The organism is Photobacterium sanctipauli (assembly GCF_003026495.1).
In the GTDB taxonomy this organism is placed as follows: Bacteria; Pseudomonadota; Gammaproteobacteria; order Enterobacterales; family Vibrionaceae; genus Photobacterium; species Photobacterium sanctipauli.
The window spans coordinates 23,817-41,515 of record NZ_PYMA01000007.1 but is presented as its reverse complement, the minus strand read 5'-3'; the positions used below and the strand labels follow the sequence as shown (position 1 = coordinate 41,515).

Sequence of the window (17,699 nt, the reverse complement as noted above, 5' to 3'; positions counted from 1 at the left end):
AAGGTGTTGTTCCGCTTGGGTCTGTTAAGAAATGTGTCAGTAGGACTTTATTCATTAGCCTGCTACGGTTAATTAATGAAGTCACTACTAGTATATTGAATTAAAGTGCTTTTCATAATGTGAAAAGCCGATTAAAAATTGAGGCATTCCTCAGTATATGATGGAGAAATACATGAAACCTGTTCTTAAGATGTCTGTTTTGGCTGCAACTATCCTACTTGCTGTTGGTTGCCAAGATGAAAAAGCTGCAGAAACTAAGCCAGCAGAGCCTGCAAAAGTTGAGCAGGTAGCCGCAGAAACAGAAGCAGCACCAGTAGAATTTGCCTCTGAAGATGAAAAAGCAGCATACGCAATCGGTGCGTCTCTAGCACAATACCTAGCTGCCAACCTTGACCAGCAGAAAGAGCTGGGCCTAGAGCTTAGCCGCGAGCACGTATTGGCGGGTGTGAGTGATGTATTTGCCGACAAGAGCCGCTTGACGCCGGAAGAAACCCAGCAGGCGTTGCAGGATCTAGATACGCGCGTATCTGAAATCGTTCAGCAGCAAGCACAGGCTGAAGCTGAGAAGAACATCAAGGCGGGTGAAGAGTACCGTGCCGAGTTCGAAAAGCAGGAAGGCGTAGTGAAGACTGAATCTGGTCTACTTTACCAAGTAGATACGCAGGGTGAAGGCGATAAGCCGGCTGCGACAGATACAGTAAAAGTCCACTACAAGGGCATGCTAACCGACGGTACTGAGTTCGATAGCTCATACAAGCGTAACCAGCCAGCGACATTCCCGCTAAACCAGGTGATCCCGGGTTGGACTGAAGGTGTTCAGCTAATGCCTGTGGGTTCGAAGTTCACTTTCGTTATCCCACCTGAGCTAGCATACGGCTCTCAGGCGAACCCAAGCATTCCAGCAAACTCAACGCTTGTATTCGAAGTTGAGCTGCTAGATATCGTTAAGGCGGACGAGCCAGCAGAGCAAAGCGAAGAAGCGGTACAATAAGCCCGTGTGATCGCTTATTAGCATGGCTGTTGGCATGATTTTCAAAAATAATTGAATTGAAATACCGCTAGCCAATGGTATGAAAAACCCAGCTTTTGCTGGGTTTTTTGTTTTCTTGGTGCGATATGCAACGAGAAATGTTCAGGCTCTTGTCATTAATCTGATAAACTTGCTAGCAAGATTTGAAATTTTACAACCCGCGTCGTATTAGCCCAGCTAAGTCACGCGCTATGGCCCATTCTATTTATTTTCAATATTCCCAAGCGGCAACTGAAGCTAAATATAATGGGAATGAGCAAGGAAGAAAGATAGTGGTATCTACAGAAAACTTTGGCCCTGACGTCATGGTAGAGAACGACCTGATCGAGCCACGTGCATTTACCGAGCACGATTACATTATCCTACGTTCTTACGAAGCGGTGGTGGATGGACTGGCAGCACTGATCGGCCCATTCTGTGAAATCGTGCTGCACTCGCTGGCTGACTTGAACACCTCGGCCATCAAGATCGCCAACGGTGAAAACACGGGCCGTAAGGTTGGCTCGCCAATCACGGATCTCGCGCTGCGCATGCTTAGGGATATCGAGGGATCTGAACGCAACTTCTCGCGTGCCTACTTCACCCGTGCCAAGGGCGGCGACCTGATGAAGTCGATCACTATCGCTATTCGCAATGGCGACAACGACATTATCGGCCTGCTGTGTATCAACGTAAACCTGGATGCGCCTTTCTCGCAAATCTTGCAATCGTTCATGCCGACCGATGAAGCCAAGCAGGCGGCATCGTCAGTGAACTTTGCCAGTGATGTTGACGAGCTGGTGGACCAAACCGTTGAGCGCACGATTGAAGAAATCAATGCCGACAAGAATGTATCGAACAACGCCAAAAACCGTCAGATCGTGATGGAGCTGTTTGATAAGGGGATTTTCGACATTAAGGATGCGATCAACCGCGTGGCCGAGCGGCTGAATATTTCCAAGCACACGGTATACCTCTATATCCGCCAGCGCAAAACCGAGGATGGCGATAAATGAGCCTGAATTACGTGCTGGTAATTGAAGGGCCGGCCTACGGTGATCAGTCAGCGCGTACGGCCTACCAGTTTGCCGAGGCATTGCTGGGCGAAGGGCACCGCTTGTCGCGGGTGTTCTTTTACCAAGATGGCGTGCATAACGGCTCGGCACTGACCGCGCCGGCCTCCGACGAGTTCGACTTGGTTGCGGCATGGCAGTCCCTGGCCAAGCAGCACAATATCGAGTTGCAAACTTGCGTCGCGGCGGCACTGCGCCGCGGGGTGGTGGGTGAGCAGGAAGCCGAGCAAAACCAGCTTTCGGCCACCAACTTGGCCGAGGGGTTCGAGCAGGCTGGTTTAGGCGGGCTGGCAGAAGCAATGCTGACCGCCGACCGGGTTATCCAGTTCTAGTGCAGGCATAATTATGACAACGTTAGGGTTTGTATTCCGCTCTGTTCCCCACGGCAAGGCTGTCGGTAGGGAAGGGCTTGATGCTGTACTGGCAACCTCTGCCTACAGCGAAGATATCAATGTGTTCTTTATCGGTGATGGCGTCTTTCAGCTGCTCAAGGCACAACAGCCAGAGGCGATTTTGTCGCGAGATTATATTTCGACGTTCAAAATGTTCGATCTTTATGACATTGAGAATGTCTATGTCTGTGCCGCGTCGTTGCAAGAGCGCGGTTTAACCAGCGATGACTTGCTCATCGATGTCACTGTTTGCGATTCTGAGGCTTTGACTTCTCATCTGCATGCCTGTCAGCGCATTCTGACTTTCTGAGGCGACTATGCTCCATATCATTTCCAGCTCTCCTTATCAGACCCAAGCATTCCAACAATGCGTGCCGCTCGTGACTGAAAATGACGCTATTTTGCTGATCCAAGATGCTGTTATTGCAGCGGTTGGTCAAAATTCAGCCTTTGAGGCAATAAAAAATACCGGCGTAAAAATTTATTTACTGGCGGCAGATCTTACCGCCAGAGGCTTGGGTGAACGTGTATGCGCCGATGCTGAAATTATTGATTACAAAGGATTTGTATCGCTAACGGTTACCCATGAAACTCAGATGAAGTGGGGCTGAATACTTGGTTCACTACTGAGAATTTAAGCTAAATTTAGGGTGTTTAAGAAATAATCATTTGATTGATCGTTGGTTACATCTTGACACCCTTGGGTGCGATGCCTAAAATTTCGCGTCCTCCTGTTGTTGGGAGGCAGATTTTTCATCTTTACGAAAGTAATATTTCAGGAGCTATTTAATGGCAACTATTAACCAGTTGGTACGTAAGCCACGTGCTAAGCAAGTTGTAAAAAGCAACGTGCCTGCACTAGAAGCGTGCCCACAGAAGCGTGGTGTATGTACTCGTGTATACACTACTACTCCTAAGAAACCAAACTCAGCACTACGTAAAGTGTGCCGTGTTCGTCTAACAAACGGTTTCGAAGTAACATCATACATCGGCGGTGAAGGCCACAACCTTCAGGAGCACTCAGTTGTTCTTATCCGCGGTGGTCGTGTTAAAGACCTTCCGGGTGTTCGTTACCACACTGTTCGTGGTGCACTTGACTGTGCAGGCGTTAATGACCGTAAACAAGGTCGTTCTAAGTACGGTGTGAAGCGTCCTAAGTCTTAATGGATTCCGTTAAGTAAGGCCAAACACTAAAATTATTTAATTTTTGAAGAAACTGTAAAGTTTTGGATAACCTGAAGAAGACAACGGAGAATATCCATGCCACGTCGTCGCGTAATCGGTCAGCGTAAGATCCTTCCAGATCCAAAGTTCAAATCTGAATTGCTGGCAAAATTCGTTAACATCCTAATGGTTGACGGTAAAAAATCTACTGCAGAAAAAATCGTTTACTCTGCACTAGAAACTATGGCTGAGCGTTCTGGTGAAGAACACCTAGCTATCTTTGAAAAAGCTCTTGAAAATGTACGTCCAGCGGTAGAAGTTAAGTCTCGCCGTGTGGGTGGTTCAACTTACCAGGTGCCTGTAGAAGTACGTCCAGTACGTCGTAACGCACTAGCTATGCGTTGGTTGGTTGAAGCTGCGCGTAAGCGTGGTGAAAAATCTATGGCTCAGCGTCTAGCAGGCGAAATGCTTGATGCGGCTGACAACAAAGGTTCTGCTGTTAAGAAACGTGAAGACGTTCACCGTATGGCAGACGCGAACAAAGCGTTCGCACATTACCGCTGGTAATAAAGCTGGTAATAACGATAGGGCGCAGCAAGCTTGGCTTGCTGCGCCTAAACCATACTCTAAGGTTCCCCTTAGTAAGAGGATACTGCCGTGGCTCGTAAAACGCCTATCGAGCGCTACCGTAATATCGGTATTTGTGCTCACGTCGACGCCGGTAAAACTACAACGACCGAGCGTATCCTGTTTTATACAGGTCTGTCTCACAAAATCGGTGAAGTTCACGACGGCGCAGCTACCATGGACTGGATGGAGCAGGAGCAGGAGCGTGGTATCACTATCACATCTGCTGCAACTACGACTTTCTGGCGTGGTATGGAAGCTCAGTTCCCAGAGCATCGCGTAAACATCATTGACACCCCAGGACACGTTGACTTTACTATCGAAGTAGAGCGTTCTCTACGTGTACTTGATGGTGCTGTTGTTGTTTTCTGTGGTTCATCTGGTGTTGAGCCTCAGTCTGAAACCGTTTGGCGCCAGGCTGACAAATACGAAGTACCGCGTATGGTTTTCGTCAACAAGATGGACCGAGCTGGTGCCGACTTCCTACGTGTAGTTGACCAGATCAAGAGTCGTCTTGGAGCGAATCCAGTGCCTATTCAACTGAATATTGGTGCTGAAGAAGATTTTACAGGCGTTGTTGACCTTATCAAGATGAAGGCTATCAACTGGAATGAAAGCGATCAGGGTATGTCATTTACCTATGAAGCGATTCCGGCTGACATGCAAGAGCTTGCTGAGGAATGGCGCCAGAACCTGGTTGAATCTGCGGCTGAAGCTTCTGAAGAGCTGATGGACAAGTACCTTGAAGAAGGCGACTTGACCGAAGCAGAGATCAAGAGCGGTCTTCGCCAGCGTACGCTAGCGAACGAAATCGTACTTGCAACTTGTGGTTCTGCATTTAAGAACAAGGGTGTTCAGGCTGTACTTGATGCAGTCATCGAATTCCTGCCTTCGCCAACGGAAGTGAAAGCTATCCGCGGTGAAGACGAAAGCGGTAACGAAGTTGAGCGCCACTCAAGCGATGACGAACCATTCTCAGCGCTGGCATTCAAAATCGCGACTGACCCATTCGTTGGTAGCTTAACTTTCATGCGTGTTTACTCTGGTGTTGTAAACTCAGGTGATACTGTTTATAACTCAGTGAAAGAGAAACGCGAACGTTTTGGTCGTATCGTACAGATGCACTCAAACAAGCGTGAAGAAGTTAAAGAAATCCGTGCCGGTGATATCGCAGCAGCGATTGGTCTGAAAAACGTGACAACGGGTGACACACTGTGTGATCAGGATAACCGCGTTATCCTTGAGCGCATGGAGTTCCCTGAGCCAGTTATTCAGATTGCTGTTGAGCCTCGTTCTCAAGCTGATCAGGAGAAGATGGGTATCGCGCTAGGTAAACTAGCAGCAGAAGATCCATCGTTCCGCGTCGAAACAGACGATGAGTCTGGTCAGACATTGATTTCAGGTATGGGTGAGCTTCACCTTGATATCATCGTTGACCGTATGAAACGTGAATTCAGTGTTGAATGTAACGTTGGTAAGCCTCAGGTGGCGTACCGTGAAACTATCCGTGGTAAGACGGAAGTGGAAGGTAAATTTGTTCGCCAGTCTGGAGGTCGCGGCCAATATGGTCATGTATGGCTGAAAATCGAACCTTCAGAACCTAATGAAGGCTTCGTATTTGTGGATGAAATCGTTGGTGGTGTGGTACCGAAAGAGTACATTGGTGCTGTTGCTAAAGGTATCGAAGAGCAAATGAACAACGGTGTGCTTGCGGGCTATCCTGTACTGGATGTCAAAGCGACCTTGTTCGACGGTTCTTACCACGACGTTGACTCCAACGAAATGGCATTTAAGATTGCCGGTTCAATGGCTTTCAGGAAGGGCGCGCTTGATGCAGACCCTGTTATCCTTGAGCCAATGATGAAAGTTGAAGTAACAACACCAGAAGATTGGATGGGTGATGTTGTTGGTGACCTAAACCGTCGCCGCGGCATGATCGAAGGTATGGATGATGGCCCTGCTGGCCTGAAAATTATCCGTGCTCAAGTACCACTATCTGTGATGTTTGGTTACGCAACTGACCTCCGTTCTGCAACGCAGGGTCGTGCTTCTTATTCGATGGAATTCAGCGAATATGCTGAAGTACCGAAGAATATCGCCGACGCAATTGTTGCTGAGCGTGGTTAATCACAAGATCTATATTGCGCCAATTGCGGTTGGCGCATAAAATAGCAACTTCTGACGCGTCCCATAAATAATGTCCATGGGGCGTATCATAACTAGGAAGGAACACGATCGTGTCTAAAGAAAAATTTGAACGTACGAAACCGCACGTTAACGTTGGTACTATCGGCCACGTTGACCACGGTAAAACTACTCTAACTGCTGCTATCTGTACTACTCTATCAAAAGTATACGGTGGTGAGGCTAAAGACTTCGCATCTATCGATAACGCTCCAGAAGAGCGCGAGCGTGGTATCACAATCTCTACTTCTCACGTAGAGTACGATACTCCAACTCGTCACTACGCACACGTAGACTGCCCAGGACACGCCGATTACGTTAAAAACATGATCACTGGTGCTGCGCAGATGGACGGTGGTATCCTAGTTGTTGCTGCAACTGATGGCCCAATGCCTCAGACTCGTGAGCACATCCTACTAGGCCGTCAGGTTGGTATCCCATACATCATCGTGTTCATGAACAAATGTGACATGGTTGATGACGAAGAGCTTCTAGAGCTAGTTGAGATGGAAGTTCGTGAACTTCTTTCTGAGTACGACTTCCCAGGTGACGACTGCCCAGTAATCATGGGTTCTGCTCTTGGCGCTCTAAACGGCGAGAAAGAGTGGGAAGACAAGATCGTTGAGCTAGCTGAAGCGCTAGATTCTTACATCCCAGAGCCAGAGCGTGCGATCGATCGTCCGTTCATCCTACCTATCGAAGATGTATTCTCAATCCAGGGCCGTGGTACTGTTGTAACTGGTCGTGTTGAGCAGGGTATCATCACTGTAGGTGACGAAGTAGAAATCATCGGTATCAAAGACACTACTACAACTACTTGTACTGGTGTTGAGATGTTCCGTAAGCTTCTTGACGAAGGCCGTGCTGGTGAGAACGTTGGTGTTCTACTACGTGGTACTAAGCGTGACGAAGTTGAGCGTGGTCAGGTTCTTGCTAAGCCAGGTTCAATCACTCCGCACACTACTTTCGAATCAGAAGTATACGTACTATCTAAAGACGAAGGTGGCCGTCACACGCCATTCTTCAAAGGCTACCGTCCACAGTTCTACTTCCGTACAACTGACGTAACTGGTACTATCGAACTACCAGAAGGCGTTGAAATGGTAATGCCTGGTGACAACATCCAGATGGTTGTTACTCTAATCGCTCCTATCGCGATGGACGAAGGTCTACGCTTCGCTATCCGTGAAGGCGGCCGCACAGTAGGTGCTGGTGTTGTTGCTAAGATCGTTGCTTAATTTGCAATAGTCTAACGACACTAAGAAAAGGGAAGCTTCGGCTTCCCTTTTTGCATTTTATGGCTGCCTTAAAAATAAGGCTTTCATGTAGGCATATTTAAATTAAGAATAACCAGCTATTTTCTATTACTAATAAATCTAACAGTAATTATATTTGCGACTGGTAATGCAAACTATTCTCGTTTATATTTTGACCATTACTTAATCAGATGGTTTGAAGATGTACGTTTGCCTTTGCCACGGAATTTCCGACAAAAAAATCATGAAGCTAGCCGACCAACACGGGATCAGTGATATCCGTGGTATTCGCCAAGTGACGCCGCTAGGTTCTCAGTGTGGTAAATGCATCCGCCAAACAAAGGAAATTCTCGAGCAGGTGACTATCGAACGTTATAAAAAAGCGAGCTAACTCGCCACGCTTTATCAAAGTGTCTTTTGACACTCTTCTAATCGGTTCTATGCTTATGGGAACTGACAGAGGAGTGTTTTGTAATGAAAGCTGATCCGAAAATCATCCAACACCTCAATAAAGTCCTCGGTAACGAATTAGTTGCAATAAACCAATACTTCCTTCATGCCCGTATGTACAAAGACTGGGGCTTAAAACATCTTGCCGATAAGGAATACCACGAGTCTATCGATGAGATGAATCATGCGGATCACCTAATTGAACGTATCTTGTTCCTTGAAGGCTTACCGAACTTGCAGGATCTCGGCAAGCTCAATATTGGCGAAGATACCCAGGAAATGCTCGAGTGTGATTTGGCCTTGGAAATGGCGGCCATTCCCGATTTGCGTGATGCCATCGCCTATGCCGAAGATGTTCACGATTATGTTTCCCGCGACTTGTTCCAAGATATCTTGTCAGATGAAGAAGAGCATGTTGACTGGCTCGAGACTCAACTTGGCTTGATTGAAAAAATGGGCATTGCCAATTACAACCAAGCTCAGATTGTTGATGAGGAAGATTAGGGCCTGGTGATTTGTGTCATCGAAGCGGGCTGAAACCTTTTTGATAATAAGCGGTGCTGTGATACCAAAGTATCGCGGCACCGTCGTTGACTGCACCGTATAGTTCAATAGGCTTTTCCTCAGAACCTCAGAACCTCAGAACCTCAGAACCTCAGAACCTCAGAACCTCAGAACCTCAGAACCTCAGAACCTCAGAACCGTTTCCATCAACGCCTTAACCGCTTGTTTGATTAATTTTCCAACAGGGCTTGCGTTCAAAACTGTGATCTGTATAATGCTCGCCACTGCCTAAGCCAACAAAGGTCTTGTAACTGCAGTTGTGAACCAATAAGCGTTGAGGAAGAAGTTGCCTAGCAACTTAAAATGTATACTCTGACTTATGTTCGCAGTCATTAAATTGACTGACAATGTATCCGATAGGGATACTACGTTCACATAAATCAATCGGCATTCCCTCGCCTTAGCGAGTGTGAGTGGCGATATTGTTTGTGTAATTTTTATTATTGGAGCTCTGTCTCATGCAGAACCAACGTATTCGTATCCGCCTAAAGGCGTTCGATCACCGTCTGATCGATCAGTCAACTGCGGAAATCGTTGAAACAGCTAAGCGTACTGGCGCGCAGGTTAAGGGTCCAATCCCTCTACCTACTCGCAAAGAGCGCTTCACTGTTCTTATTTCTCCTCACGTTAATAAGGACGCACGTGACCAGTACGAAATCCGTACTCACAAGCGCCTTATTGACATCGTTGAGCCAACAGACAAAACTGTTGACGCTCTTATGCGTCTAGACCTAGCTGCTGGCGTTGATGTTCAGATCAGCCTAGGTTAAGGGGAGATAAGAGAATGATTGGTCTAATCGGTCGTAAAGTGGGCATGACCCGCGTATTTACCGAAGATGGCGTTTCTATCCCAGTAACTGTGGTTGAAGTTGAAGCAAACCGCGTTTCTCAGGTTAAATCTGTAGAAACTGACGGCTACAACGCAATCCAGGTAACTACTGGTGCTAAGAAAGCTAACCGTGTTTCTAAGCCAGAAGCTGGCCACTTTGCGAAAGCAGGTGTTGAAGCTGGTCGCGGTCTTTGGGAATTCCGTCTAGAGAACAATGAAGAGTTCGCTGTTGGCGCTGAGCTAACTGTTGAGCTGTTCAACGAAGTTAAAAAAGTAGACGTTACTGGCACATCTAAGGGTAAAGGCTTCCAGGGTGGCGTTAAGCGCTGGAACTTCCGCACTCAAGATATGACCCACGGTAACTCCTTGTCTCACCGTGCTCCTGGTTCTATTGGCCAATGTCAAACTCCAGGTCGCGTATTCAAAGGCAAGAAAATGGCTGGTCACATGGGTGCTGAGCGTGTAACGACTCAAAACCTAGAGATCGTACGTGTTGACGCTGAGCGCAATCTGCTTCTTATCAAAGGTGCAGTACCAGGTGCTACAGGTGGCAACGTGATCGTTAAACCAGCTGTTAAAGCGTAACGTCGAGGAGTTGGTAATGGAATTGGTAGTCAAAGGCGCTGATGCGCTAACTGTCTCCGAAACTACTTTTGGGCGTGACTTCAATGAAGCGCTTGTACACCAAGTAGTTGTTGCTTTCGCAGCAGGTGCTCGTCAAGGTACACGTGCTCAGAAGACTCGTTCTGACGTTTCTGGTGGTGGTGCTAAACCATGGCGCCAGAAAGGTACAGGCCGCGCTCGTGCAGGTACAATCCGCAGTCCGCTATGGCGTACTGGTGGTGTAACTTTCGCTGCTCGTCCACAGGACCACAGCCAGAAAGTTAACAAGAAAATGTACCGCGGTGCTATGAAGAGCATTCTTTCTGAGCTAGTTCGTCAAGAGCGTCTAATCGTTGTTGATAACTTCTCTGTAGAAGCACCTAAAACTAAGGCGCTAGTTGCTAAGCTAAACGAGCTTGAGCTAACTGATGCGCTAATCGTAACTGGCGAGCTAGATGAAAATCTATTCCTTGCAGCACGTAACCTATACAAAGTAGACGTACGTGATGCAGCGGCAATCGATCCAGTTAGCTTGATTGCTTTCGATAAAGTTGTAATGACTGCTGCTGCAGTTAAAGCAGTTGAGGAGATGCTAGCATGATCACTGAAGAGCGTATTTTAAAAGTTCTACGTGCTCCGCACATCTCTGAAAAAGCGACCATGGCTGCAGAAAACGGTAACACTATCGTATTCAAAGTAGCGATGACAGCAACTAAGAAAGAGATCAAAGCAGCAGTTGAAAAACTGTTCGAGGTTGAAGTTAAGTCTGTAAATACTCTTGTAGCCAAGGGTAAGACCAAGCGTCAAGGTATGCGCCAAGGCCGTCGTAGCGACTGGAAGAAAGCGTACGTTATCTTGAAAGAAGGTCAAGACATCGACTTCGCTGGTAGTGCAGAGTAAGGCTAGGAGCAAAGAAGAATGGCTATTGTAAAATGTAAGCCGACTTCCCCAGGTCGTCGCCACGTAGTTAAAGTGGTTAACTCTGACCTGCATAAGGGTAAGCCGTACGCACCACTACTAGAGAAAAAATCTAAGTCTGGTGGTCGTAACAACAACGGTCGTATCACAGTACGTCACATCGGTGGTGGTAACAAAAACCAGTACCGTATCATTGACTTTAAGCGTACTAAAGATGGTATCCCAGCGAAAGTTGAGCGCCTAGAATACGATCCAAACCGTAGTGCAAACATCGCACTAGTTCTTTACGCAGATGGTGAGCGTCGCTACATCATCGCACCTAAAGGCATCCAAGCTGGTGACACTATCCAGTCTGGTGCAGATGCTGCGATCAAAGTTGGTAACACACTACCAATGCGCAACATCCCAGTAGGTTCAACTGTACACTGTGTTGAACTTAAGCCTGGTAAAGGTGCTCAGCTGGCTCGTTCAGCTGGTGCATACGCTCAGATCGTTGCACGTGCAGGTACTTACGTAACTCTACGTCTACGTTCTGGTGAAATGCGTAAAGTTCTTGCTGAAGGTCGTGCGACCCTAGGTGAAGTTGGTAACTCTGAACACATGCTACGTGAGCTAGGTAAAGCTGGTGCTTCACGTTGGCGCGGTGTTCGTCCAACTGTACGTGGTGTTGTAATGAACCCAGTTGACCACCCACACGGTGGTGGTGAAGGCCGTACTTCTGGTGGTCGTCACCCAGTTACACCTTGGGGTGTTCCAACTAAGGGTTACAAGACTCGTAAGAACAAGCGTACCGACAAGTACATCGTACGTCGTCGTAATAAGTAATTTTAAAGAGGATACGCCATGCCACGTTCTCTCAAGAAAGGTCCATTTATTGACCTACACTTGCTGAAGAAGGTAGAGAAAGCGTTGGAAAGCGGTGACAAAAAGCCTGTTAAGACTTGGTCCCGTCGCTCAATGATCATCCCTCAGATGATCGGTTTGACCATCGCTGTCCATAATGGTCGTCAGCACGTTCCTGTTTTCGTTTCTGAAGAAATGATCGGTCACAAGCTAGGCGAATTTGCACCAACACGTACTTACCGCGGTCATGCTGCGGATAAGAAAGCTAAGAAGCGCTAAGGAGTAGGTAATGGAAGCTATCGCTAAACATCGCTTTGCTCGCATTTCGCCGCAGAAAGCTCGTTTGGTTGCTGATCAACTGCGCGGTAAGCCAGTTGCTCAAGCTCTAGAAATTCTTCAGTTCAGCAACAAAAAAGCTGCTGATCTAATCAAGAAAGTTCTAGAGTCAGCTATCGCTAACGCAGAACACAACGAAGGCGCAGATATTGATGATCTATCAGTAGCTAAAATCTTCGTTGACGAAGGTCCTACCATGAAGCGTATTATGCCTCGTGCTAAAGGCCGTGCCGATCGCATCTTGAAGCGTTCTAGCCACATCACTGTTGTTGTAGCAGACCGCTAAGAGACTAGGAGAGAAAGCAATGGGTCAAAAAGTACATCCTAATGGTATTCGTCTTGGCATCGTTAAGCCATGGAATACCACTTGGTTTGCTAACAGCCAAGAGTTCGCTGACAACCTAGACGGCGACTTCAAGGTACGTCAGTTCCTTACTAAAGAACTGAAAAAAGCGTCTCTATCACGCATCGTTATCGAGCGTCCTGCTAAGAGCATCCGTGTGACTATCCACACTGCTCGTCCAGGCGTAGTAATCGGTAAGAAAGGTGAAGACGTAGAAAAACTACGCGCTCGCGTGTCTAAGATCGCTGGTGTTCCAGCTCAGATCAACATCGCTGAAGTTCGTAAGCCAGAGCTAGACGGTCAACTAGTTGCAGACAGCATCGCGTCTCAGCTAGAGCGTCGTGTTATGTTCCGTCGCGCTATGAAGCGTGCAGTACAAAACGCTATGCGTCTTGGCGCTAAAGGTATCAAAGTAGAAGTAAGCGGCCGTCTAGGCGGTGCTGAAATTGCACGTTCTGAGTGGTACCGTGAAGGTCGTGTACCTCTACACACTCTTCGTGCTGACATTGATTACGCAACTTCTTCGGCTCACACCCAATACGGTGTAATCGGCGTTAAAGTTTGGATCTTCAAAGGTGAAGTTCTAGGCGGTATGCCAGTTGCTGAGCCTAAGGCTGACAAGCCTAAGAAGCAGCGCAAGAGCCGTAAATAAGGAGTTTATTGATGCTGCAACCAAAACGCACTAAATTCCGCAAGACTTTCAAAGGTCGTAACCGCGGTTTAGCGAACGGTACTGACGTAAGCTTCGGCTCATTTGGTCTTAAAGCAGTTGGCCGCGGCCGTTTAACTGCTCGCCAGATCGAAGCAGCTCGTCGTGCTATGACTCGTCATATCAAACGTCAGGGCCAAATCTGGATTCGTGTATTCCCAGACAAACCTATTACATCTAAGCCTCTTGAAGTTCGTCAAGGTAAAGGTAAAGGTAACGTAGAATACTGGGTTGCTCAGATTCAACCAGGTAAAGTTCTGTATGAGATGGATGGTGTTCCTGAAGAACTAGCACGTGAAGCATTCAACCTTGCTGCACGTAAGCTACCAATCAAGACCACTTTCGTAACTAAGGCGGTGATGTGATGAACGCACAAGATCTGCGCGCTAAAAGCGTTGAAGAGCTGAATGCTGAGCTTGTGAACCTGCTACGTGAACAGTTCAACCTGCGCATGCAGGCTGCGACTGGTCAACTACAGCAGACTCACACTCTTAAAGCTGTACGTCGCGATATCGCACGTGTTAAAACCGTTCTGACTGAGAAGGCTGGCGCATAATGAGCGAACAAATTCGTACTCAGCTTGGTCGTGTTGTTAGCGACAAAGGCGACAAGTCTATTGTTGTTGCAATCGAGCGTAAGGTGAAACACCCAATCTACGGTAAGTACATCACTCGCACGACTAAACTTCACGCACATGACGAAAACAACGAGTGTGGCCTAGGCGATACTGTTGAGATTCGTGAGTGTCGTCCAATGTCAAAGACTAAGTCTTGGACACTGGTACGCGTAGTAGAAAAAGCTCGCATCTAAGCGAACTTAACTACTAGATAACACAGCGGCCCCGAAAAAAAATTGGGGCCGTTTATTTTTTGTCTACCCAACAGTCGAAAATGGTGTTATTATTCGCCGCCTTTAAAGAAAAGGCTATCGACTCGTTTAGGGTCTAGATTTTTAAAATAAGCGGAGCACTAACATGATCCAAATGCAAAGTACGCTTGAAGCAGCCGATAACTCCGGCGCTCGTCGCGTAATGTGTATTAAGGTTCTGGGTGGTTCACACCGTCGTTATGCACACATCGGTGATATCATCAAGGTTACTGTGAAAGAAGCGATTCCTCGCGGTAAAGTTAAGAAAGGTGATGTACTGAAGGCGGTTGTTGTTCGCACTCGTAAAGGCGTTCGTCGTCCAGACGGCTCTGTCATTCGCTTTGACCGTAATGCTTGCGTATTGTTGAACGACACTAGTGAGCAACCAATCGGTACTCGTATTTTTGGCCCAGTGACTCGTGAACTTCGTAATGACAAGTTCATGAAAATTGTATCACTAGCGCCTGAAGTACTGTAAGGAGCGACTAAAATGGCAGCTAAAATCCGTCGTAACGACGAAGTTATCGTTCTTACTGGTAAAGATAAAGGTAAGAAAGGTAAAGTAACTAAGGTCCTAGCAACCGGTAAAGTTATCGTTGAAGGTATCAACATGGTTAAGAAACACCAGAAGCCGGTTCCGGCAATGGGTGTTCAGGGTGGCATCGTAGAGCAAGAAGCTGCGATCGACGCCTCAAATGTTGCCATCGTTAACGGTGAAGGCAATGCAGACCGCGTAGGCTTCCGATTCGAAGACGGCAAAAAAGTTCGTTTCTTCAAATCGACTGGCGAAACTATCAAGTAATTTTTGGAGTAGTACTATGGCGAAACTGCATGATTACTACAAAGAGACTCTAGTTAAAGAACTTGCTGAAAAGTTCGAATACAAGAGTATCATGCAAGTCCCAAGGATCGAAAAGATCACACTTAACATGGGTGTGGGTGACGCGATCAACGACAAGAAGCTTCTAGAGAATGCTGCTGCTGACATGACTGCTATCGCAGGTCAGAAGCCGCTAATCACTAAAGCTCGTAAGTCTGTTGCTGGCTTTAAGATCCGTGAGGGCTACCCTATTGGCTGTAAAGTAACCCTACGTGGCGAGCGCATGTGGGATTTCTTCGAGCGTCTAATTTCAATTGCTGTACCTCGTATTCGTGATTTCCGTGGTCTAAACCCGAAATCATTCGATGGTCGTGGTAACTACAGCATGGGCGTTCGTGAGCAGATCATCTTCCCAGAAATCGATTACGATAAAGTAGATCGTGTACGTGGTCTTGATATCACTATCACAACTTCTGCTAAGTCTGATGAAGAAGCTCATGCTCTACTATCTGCTTTTAACTTCCCATTCCGTAAGTAAAAGTAAGGGTTACTAATGGCTAAAGAATCAATGAAGGCACGCGAAGCTAAACGTGCCAAGCTAGAAGTTAAGTTCGCTGAAAAGCGTGCTGCACTTAAAGCTCTAATTAGCGACGTGAATGCGTCTGAAGAAGATCGCTGGAATGCAGTGCTTAAGCTTCAGTCACTACCACGTGATTCTGCGAAGTCTCGTCAGCGTAACCGCTGTAACCAGACTGGACGTCCACACGGCTACCTACGTAAGTTTGGTCTAAGCCGTATCAAGGTTCGTGAAGCTTGCATGAAAGGCGAGATTCCGGGTCTGCGCAAGGCTAGCTGGTAATCCCAGTTATCCATTTTAGAATCACGGAGTATTGACTTATGAGCATGCAAGATCCGATCTCGGATATGCTGACCCGTCTTCGTAACGGTCAGGCAGCGAAAAAAGTTGCTGTTAAAATGCCATCTTCAAAAATGAAAGTTGCTATCGCAGCTCTTCTAAAAGAAGAAGGTTTTGTGGCTGACTACACTGTATCTGGTGAAGTTAAGCCTGAGCTAGAAGTTACTCTTAAGTACTTCGAAGCTAACCCAGTTATCGAGCAAATCCAACGTGTATCACGTCCTGGTCTGCGCATCTACAAGAAAAAAGATGCACTTCCATCAGTGATGGGTGGCCTTGGTATTGCTGTTGTATCCACTTCCAAGGGTCTTATGACCGACCGCGCTGCTCGCAAAGCGGGTCTTGGCGGTGAGATTATCTGCTACGTAGCATAATAGGAGTAGGAAATGTCTCGTGTTGCAAAAGCACCAGTAGTTATTCCTGCCGGCGTAGAAGTTAAACTTAACGGTCAGGAAATCACTGTAAAAGGTGGTAAAGGCGAACTAGTTCGCGTTATCAACGAAGCAGTTGTATTGTCCCAGGAAGAGAACACCATCACTTTCGGTCCTCGCGAAGGTTTCGATAAGGCTTGGGCACAGGCAGGTACTGCACGTGCTCTAGTTAACAACATGGTTGTTGGTGTTACTGAAGGCTATACTAAGAAGCTTACTCTTAAGGGTGTAGGTTACCGTGCTGCCATTAAAGGCAACTCTGTAGCTCTAACTCTAGGCTTCTCTCACCCAGTTGAGCACGAATTGCCAGCAGGTATCAAAGCTGAATGTCCTTCACAAACTGAAATCGTACTAACTGGTACTGATAAGCAGGTTGTTGGTCAGGTAGCGGCTGATATTCGCGCTTACCGTAGCCCTGAGCCTTACAAAGGTAAAGGTGTTCGTTACGCCGATGAAATCGTGCGTACTAAAGAAGCTAAGAAGAAGTAAGGTAACACTATGGATAAGAAAGCATCTCGTATCCGTCGTGCGACCCGAGCACGTCGTAAGATTGCTGAACTGGGCGCAACTCGCCTAGTTGTACACCGTACTCCACGTCACGTGTACGCTCAGGTAATCGCACCAAATGGCTCTGAGGTTATCGCTGCCGCTTCTACCGTAGAAAAGGCGATCCGCGAGCAGGTTAAGAGTACTGGTAACAAAGACGCTGCTGCAGCTGTAGGTAAAGCTATTGCTGAGCGCGCGATTGAAAAAGGCATCTCTACAGTTGCATTCGATCGTTCTGGTTTCCAATACCACGGCCGTGTAGCTGCACTAGCAGAAGCTGCTCGTGAAGCTGGTCTGAAATTCTAAGGTAGGCGGAAGATGGCTAACGAAAAAACTCAATCAGATTTGCATGAAAAGCTGATCGCTGTTAACCGTGTATCTAAGACGGTTAAAGGTGGTCGTATTTTCAGCTTTACTGCACTAACTGTAGTTGGTGACGGTAACGGTCGCATCGGTTTTGGTTACGGCAAGGCACGTGAAGTACCTGCTGCAATCCAGAAGGCGATGGAAAAAGCACGCCGTAACATGGTTACTGTTGCACTAAACGACGGTACTCTACACCACGCTGTTAAAGGTCGCCACACTGGTTCTAAAGTGTACATGCAGCCTGCTTCAGAAGGTACAGGTATCATCGCCGGTGGTGCAATGCGTGCAGTGCTAGAGGTTGCGGGTGTTCGCAACGTACTAGCTAAAGCATACGGCTCTACAAACCCAATCAACATCGTTCGCGCGACTATTGACGGTTTGAGTGGCATGAACTCTCCAGAAATGATCGCTGCTAAGCGTGGTCTTTCTGTTAAAGAAATTCTGGAGTAATCG

30 protein-coding genes are annotated in these 17,699 nt (G+C 47.2%); all 30 read left to right on the top strand.

Annotated features, from left to right (window positions below; genetic code table 11):
* Positions 1–172 precede the first annotated feature (172 nt).
* The 30 genes from fkpA (at position 173) to rpsE (ending at position 17,696) form a co-directional block, all read left to right on the top strand.
* Positions 173–991, top strand: coding sequence for an FKBP-type peptidyl-prolyl cis-trans isomerase (gene fkpA, locus C9I98_RS12585; RefSeq protein ID WP_107272041.1), 819 nt, complete (start codon positions 173–175; stop codon positions 989–991).
* Between the two features lie 311 nt (positions 992–1,302).
* A complete protein-coding gene (locus tag C9I98_RS12580; protein WP_036826257.1) occupies positions 1,303–2,025 on the top strand; it encodes a helix-turn-helix transcriptional regulator in 723 nt (240 codons plus the stop codon).
* Positions 2,022–2,414: a sulfurtransferase complex subunit TusD gene (gene tusD, locus C9I98_RS12575; protein WP_107272040.1), complete on the top strand. Its 393-nt coding sequence runs from the start codon at positions 2,022–2,024 to the stop codon at positions 2,412–2,414. The genes C9I98_RS12580 and tusD overlap by 4 nt, the downstream gene beginning before the upstream one ends.
* A 13-nt stretch (positions 2,415–2,427) precedes the next feature.
* The gene (gene tusC / locus C9I98_RS12570; RefSeq protein WP_036818332.1) at positions 2,428–2,784 is read left to right on the top strand and encodes a sulfurtransferase complex subunit TusC; all 357 of its coding nucleotides are present in this window, start codon (positions 2,428–2,430) and stop codon (positions 2,782–2,784) included.
* A gap of 7 nt (positions 2,785–2,791) precedes the next feature.
* Positions 2,792–3,085: a sulfurtransferase complex subunit TusB gene (gene tusB, locus C9I98_RS12565; RefSeq protein WP_036818330.1), complete on the top strand. Its 294-nt coding sequence runs from the start codon at positions 2,792–2,794 to the stop codon at positions 3,083–3,085.
* Positions 3,086–3,263: 178 nt separating this feature from the next.
* Complete coding sequence (gene rpsL, locus C9I98_RS12560) at positions 3,264–3,638, top strand: 30S ribosomal protein S12 (protein ID WP_004399892.1); 375 nt, start codon at positions 3,264–3,266, stop codon at positions 3,636–3,638.
* Between the two features lie 96 nt (positions 3,639–3,734).
* A complete protein-coding gene (gene rpsG, locus C9I98_RS12555; protein ID WP_036818327.1) occupies positions 3,735–4,205 on the top strand; it encodes a 30S ribosomal protein S7 in 471 nt (156 codons plus the stop codon).
* 90 nt (positions 4,206–4,295) lie between these two features.
* Positions 4,296–6,392: an elongation factor G gene (gene fusA, locus C9I98_RS12550; RefSeq protein ID WP_036818324.1), complete on the top strand. Its 2,097-nt coding sequence runs from the start codon at positions 4,296–4,298 to the stop codon at positions 6,390–6,392.
* A gap of 110 nt (positions 6,393–6,502) precedes the next feature.
* Positions 6,503–7,687 (top strand): elongation factor Tu, encoded by a 1,185-nt coding sequence (gene tuf / locus C9I98_RS12545; RefSeq protein WP_107272039.1) that lies wholly within the window; start codon positions 6,503–6,505, stop codon positions 7,685–7,687.
* Between the two features lie 220 nt (positions 7,688–7,907).
* A complete protein-coding gene (locus tag C9I98_RS12540) occupies positions 7,908–8,096 on the top strand; it encodes a (2Fe-2S)-binding protein (RefSeq protein WP_036828481.1) in 189 nt (62 codons plus the stop codon).
* 83 nt (positions 8,097–8,179) lie between these two features.
* Positions 8,180–8,659, top strand: coding sequence for a bacterioferritin (gene bfr / locus C9I98_RS12535; protein WP_036828479.1), 480 nt, complete (start codon positions 8,180–8,182; stop codon positions 8,657–8,659).
* Positions 8,660–9,177: 518 nt separating this feature from the next.
* Complete coding sequence (gene rpsJ, locus C9I98_RS12530; protein WP_002541412.1) at positions 9,178–9,489, top strand: 30S ribosomal protein S10; 312 nt, start codon at positions 9,178–9,180, stop codon at positions 9,487–9,489.
* Positions 9,490–9,503: 14 nt separating this feature from the next.
* Entirely contained in the window at positions 9,504–10,133 is a 630-nt protein-coding gene (gene rplC, locus C9I98_RS12525; protein ID WP_036816258.1) for a 50S ribosomal protein L3, read from the top strand.
* Positions 10,134–10,149: 16 nt separating this feature from the next.
* Positions 10,150–10,752, top strand: coding sequence for a 50S ribosomal protein L4 (rplD, locus tag C9I98_RS12520; RefSeq protein WP_036816260.1), 603 nt, complete (start codon positions 10,150–10,152; stop codon positions 10,750–10,752).
* Entirely contained in the window at positions 10,749–11,051 is a 303-nt protein-coding gene (gene rplW, locus C9I98_RS12515; protein WP_007469145.1) for a 50S ribosomal protein L23, read from the top strand. Before rplD ends, rplW begins: the two co-directional genes overlap by 4 nt.
* Positions 11,052–11,069: 18 nt before the next feature.
* Positions 11,070–11,894, top strand: coding sequence for a 50S ribosomal protein L2 (gene rplB, locus C9I98_RS12510; RefSeq protein WP_036816262.1), 825 nt, complete (start codon positions 11,070–11,072; stop codon positions 11,892–11,894).
* A gap of 18 nt (positions 11,895–11,912) precedes the next feature.
* The gene (gene rpsS, locus C9I98_RS12505; RefSeq protein WP_005302795.1) at positions 11,913–12,191 is read left to right on the top strand and encodes a 30S ribosomal protein S19; all 279 of its coding nucleotides are present in this window, start codon (positions 11,913–11,915) and stop codon (positions 12,189–12,191) included.
* 10 nt (positions 12,192–12,201) lie between these two features.
* Positions 12,202–12,534 carry a 50S ribosomal protein L22 gene (gene rplV, locus C9I98_RS12500; protein ID WP_007469139.1) on the top strand — a complete coding sequence of 111 codons (333 nt, stop codon included), beginning with the start codon at positions 12,202–12,204 and terminating at the stop codon, positions 12,532–12,534.
* Between the two features lie 19 nt (positions 12,535–12,553).
* Positions 12,554–13,243 carry a 30S ribosomal protein S3 gene (rpsC, locus tag C9I98_RS12495; RefSeq protein WP_036816264.1) on the top strand — a complete coding sequence of 230 codons (690 nt, stop codon included), beginning with the start codon at positions 12,554–12,556 and terminating at the stop codon, positions 13,241–13,243.
* A gap of 11 nt (positions 13,244–13,254) precedes the next feature.
* Positions 13,255–13,665: a 50S ribosomal protein L16 gene (gene rplP / locus C9I98_RS12490; RefSeq protein WP_036816266.1), complete on the top strand. Its 411-nt coding sequence runs from the start codon at positions 13,255–13,257 to the stop codon at positions 13,663–13,665.
* Positions 13,665–13,856: a 50S ribosomal protein L29 gene (gene rpmC / locus C9I98_RS12485; protein ID WP_007469134.1), complete on the top strand. Its 192-nt coding sequence runs from the start codon at positions 13,665–13,667 to the stop codon at positions 13,854–13,856. Before rplP ends, rpmC begins: the two co-directional genes overlap by 1 nt.
* Positions 13,856–14,110 carry a 30S ribosomal protein S17 gene (gene rpsQ, locus C9I98_RS12480; protein ID WP_036816268.1) on the top strand — a complete coding sequence of 85 codons (255 nt, stop codon included), beginning with the start codon at positions 13,856–13,858 and terminating at the stop codon, positions 14,108–14,110. The genes rpmC and rpsQ overlap by 1 nt, the downstream gene beginning before the upstream one ends.
* A 163-nt stretch (positions 14,111–14,273) precedes the next feature.
* Positions 14,274–14,645 (top strand): 50S ribosomal protein L14, encoded by a 372-nt coding sequence (gene rplN, locus C9I98_RS12475; protein ID WP_036816270.1) that lies wholly within the window; start codon positions 14,274–14,276, stop codon positions 14,643–14,645.
* Positions 14,646–14,657: 12 nt separating this feature from the next.
* Complete coding sequence (rplX, locus tag C9I98_RS12470; protein ID WP_036816273.1) at positions 14,658–14,969, top strand: 50S ribosomal protein L24; 312 nt, start codon at positions 14,658–14,660, stop codon at positions 14,967–14,969.
* A 16-nt stretch (positions 14,970–14,985) separates the two neighbouring features.
* Entirely contained in the window at positions 14,986–15,525 is a 540-nt protein-coding gene (gene rplE / locus C9I98_RS12465; protein WP_036816277.1) for a 50S ribosomal protein L5, read from the top strand.
* A 15-nt stretch (positions 15,526–15,540) separates the two neighbouring features.
* Positions 15,541–15,846: a 30S ribosomal protein S14 gene (gene rpsN / locus C9I98_RS12460; RefSeq protein WP_036816280.1), complete on the top strand. Its 306-nt coding sequence runs from the start codon at positions 15,541–15,543 to the stop codon at positions 15,844–15,846.
* Between the two features lie 38 nt (positions 15,847–15,884).
* Positions 15,885–16,277, top strand: coding sequence for a 30S ribosomal protein S8 (gene rpsH, locus C9I98_RS12455; RefSeq protein ID WP_036816282.1), 393 nt, complete (start codon positions 15,885–15,887; stop codon positions 16,275–16,277).
* A 12-nt stretch (positions 16,278–16,289) separates the two neighbouring features.
* Positions 16,290–16,823, top strand: a complete 534-nt coding sequence (gene rplF, locus C9I98_RS12450) for a 50S ribosomal protein L6 (RefSeq protein WP_036816283.1) — start codon at positions 16,290–16,292, stop codon at positions 16,821–16,823.
* A 9-nt stretch (positions 16,824–16,832) separates the two neighbouring features.
* Positions 16,833–17,186 carry a 50S ribosomal protein L18 gene (gene rplR / locus C9I98_RS12445; RefSeq protein WP_107272038.1) on the top strand — a complete coding sequence of 118 codons (354 nt, stop codon included), beginning with the start codon at positions 16,833–16,835 and terminating at the stop codon, positions 17,184–17,186.
* 12 nt (positions 17,187–17,198) lie between these two features.
* Positions 17,199–17,696 carry a 30S ribosomal protein S5 gene (rpsE, locus tag C9I98_RS12440; protein ID WP_036817708.1) on the top strand — a complete coding sequence of 166 codons (498 nt, stop codon included), beginning with the start codon at positions 17,199–17,201 and terminating at the stop codon, positions 17,694–17,696.
* The last annotated feature ends 3 nt before the right edge of the window (positions 17,697–17,699 follow it).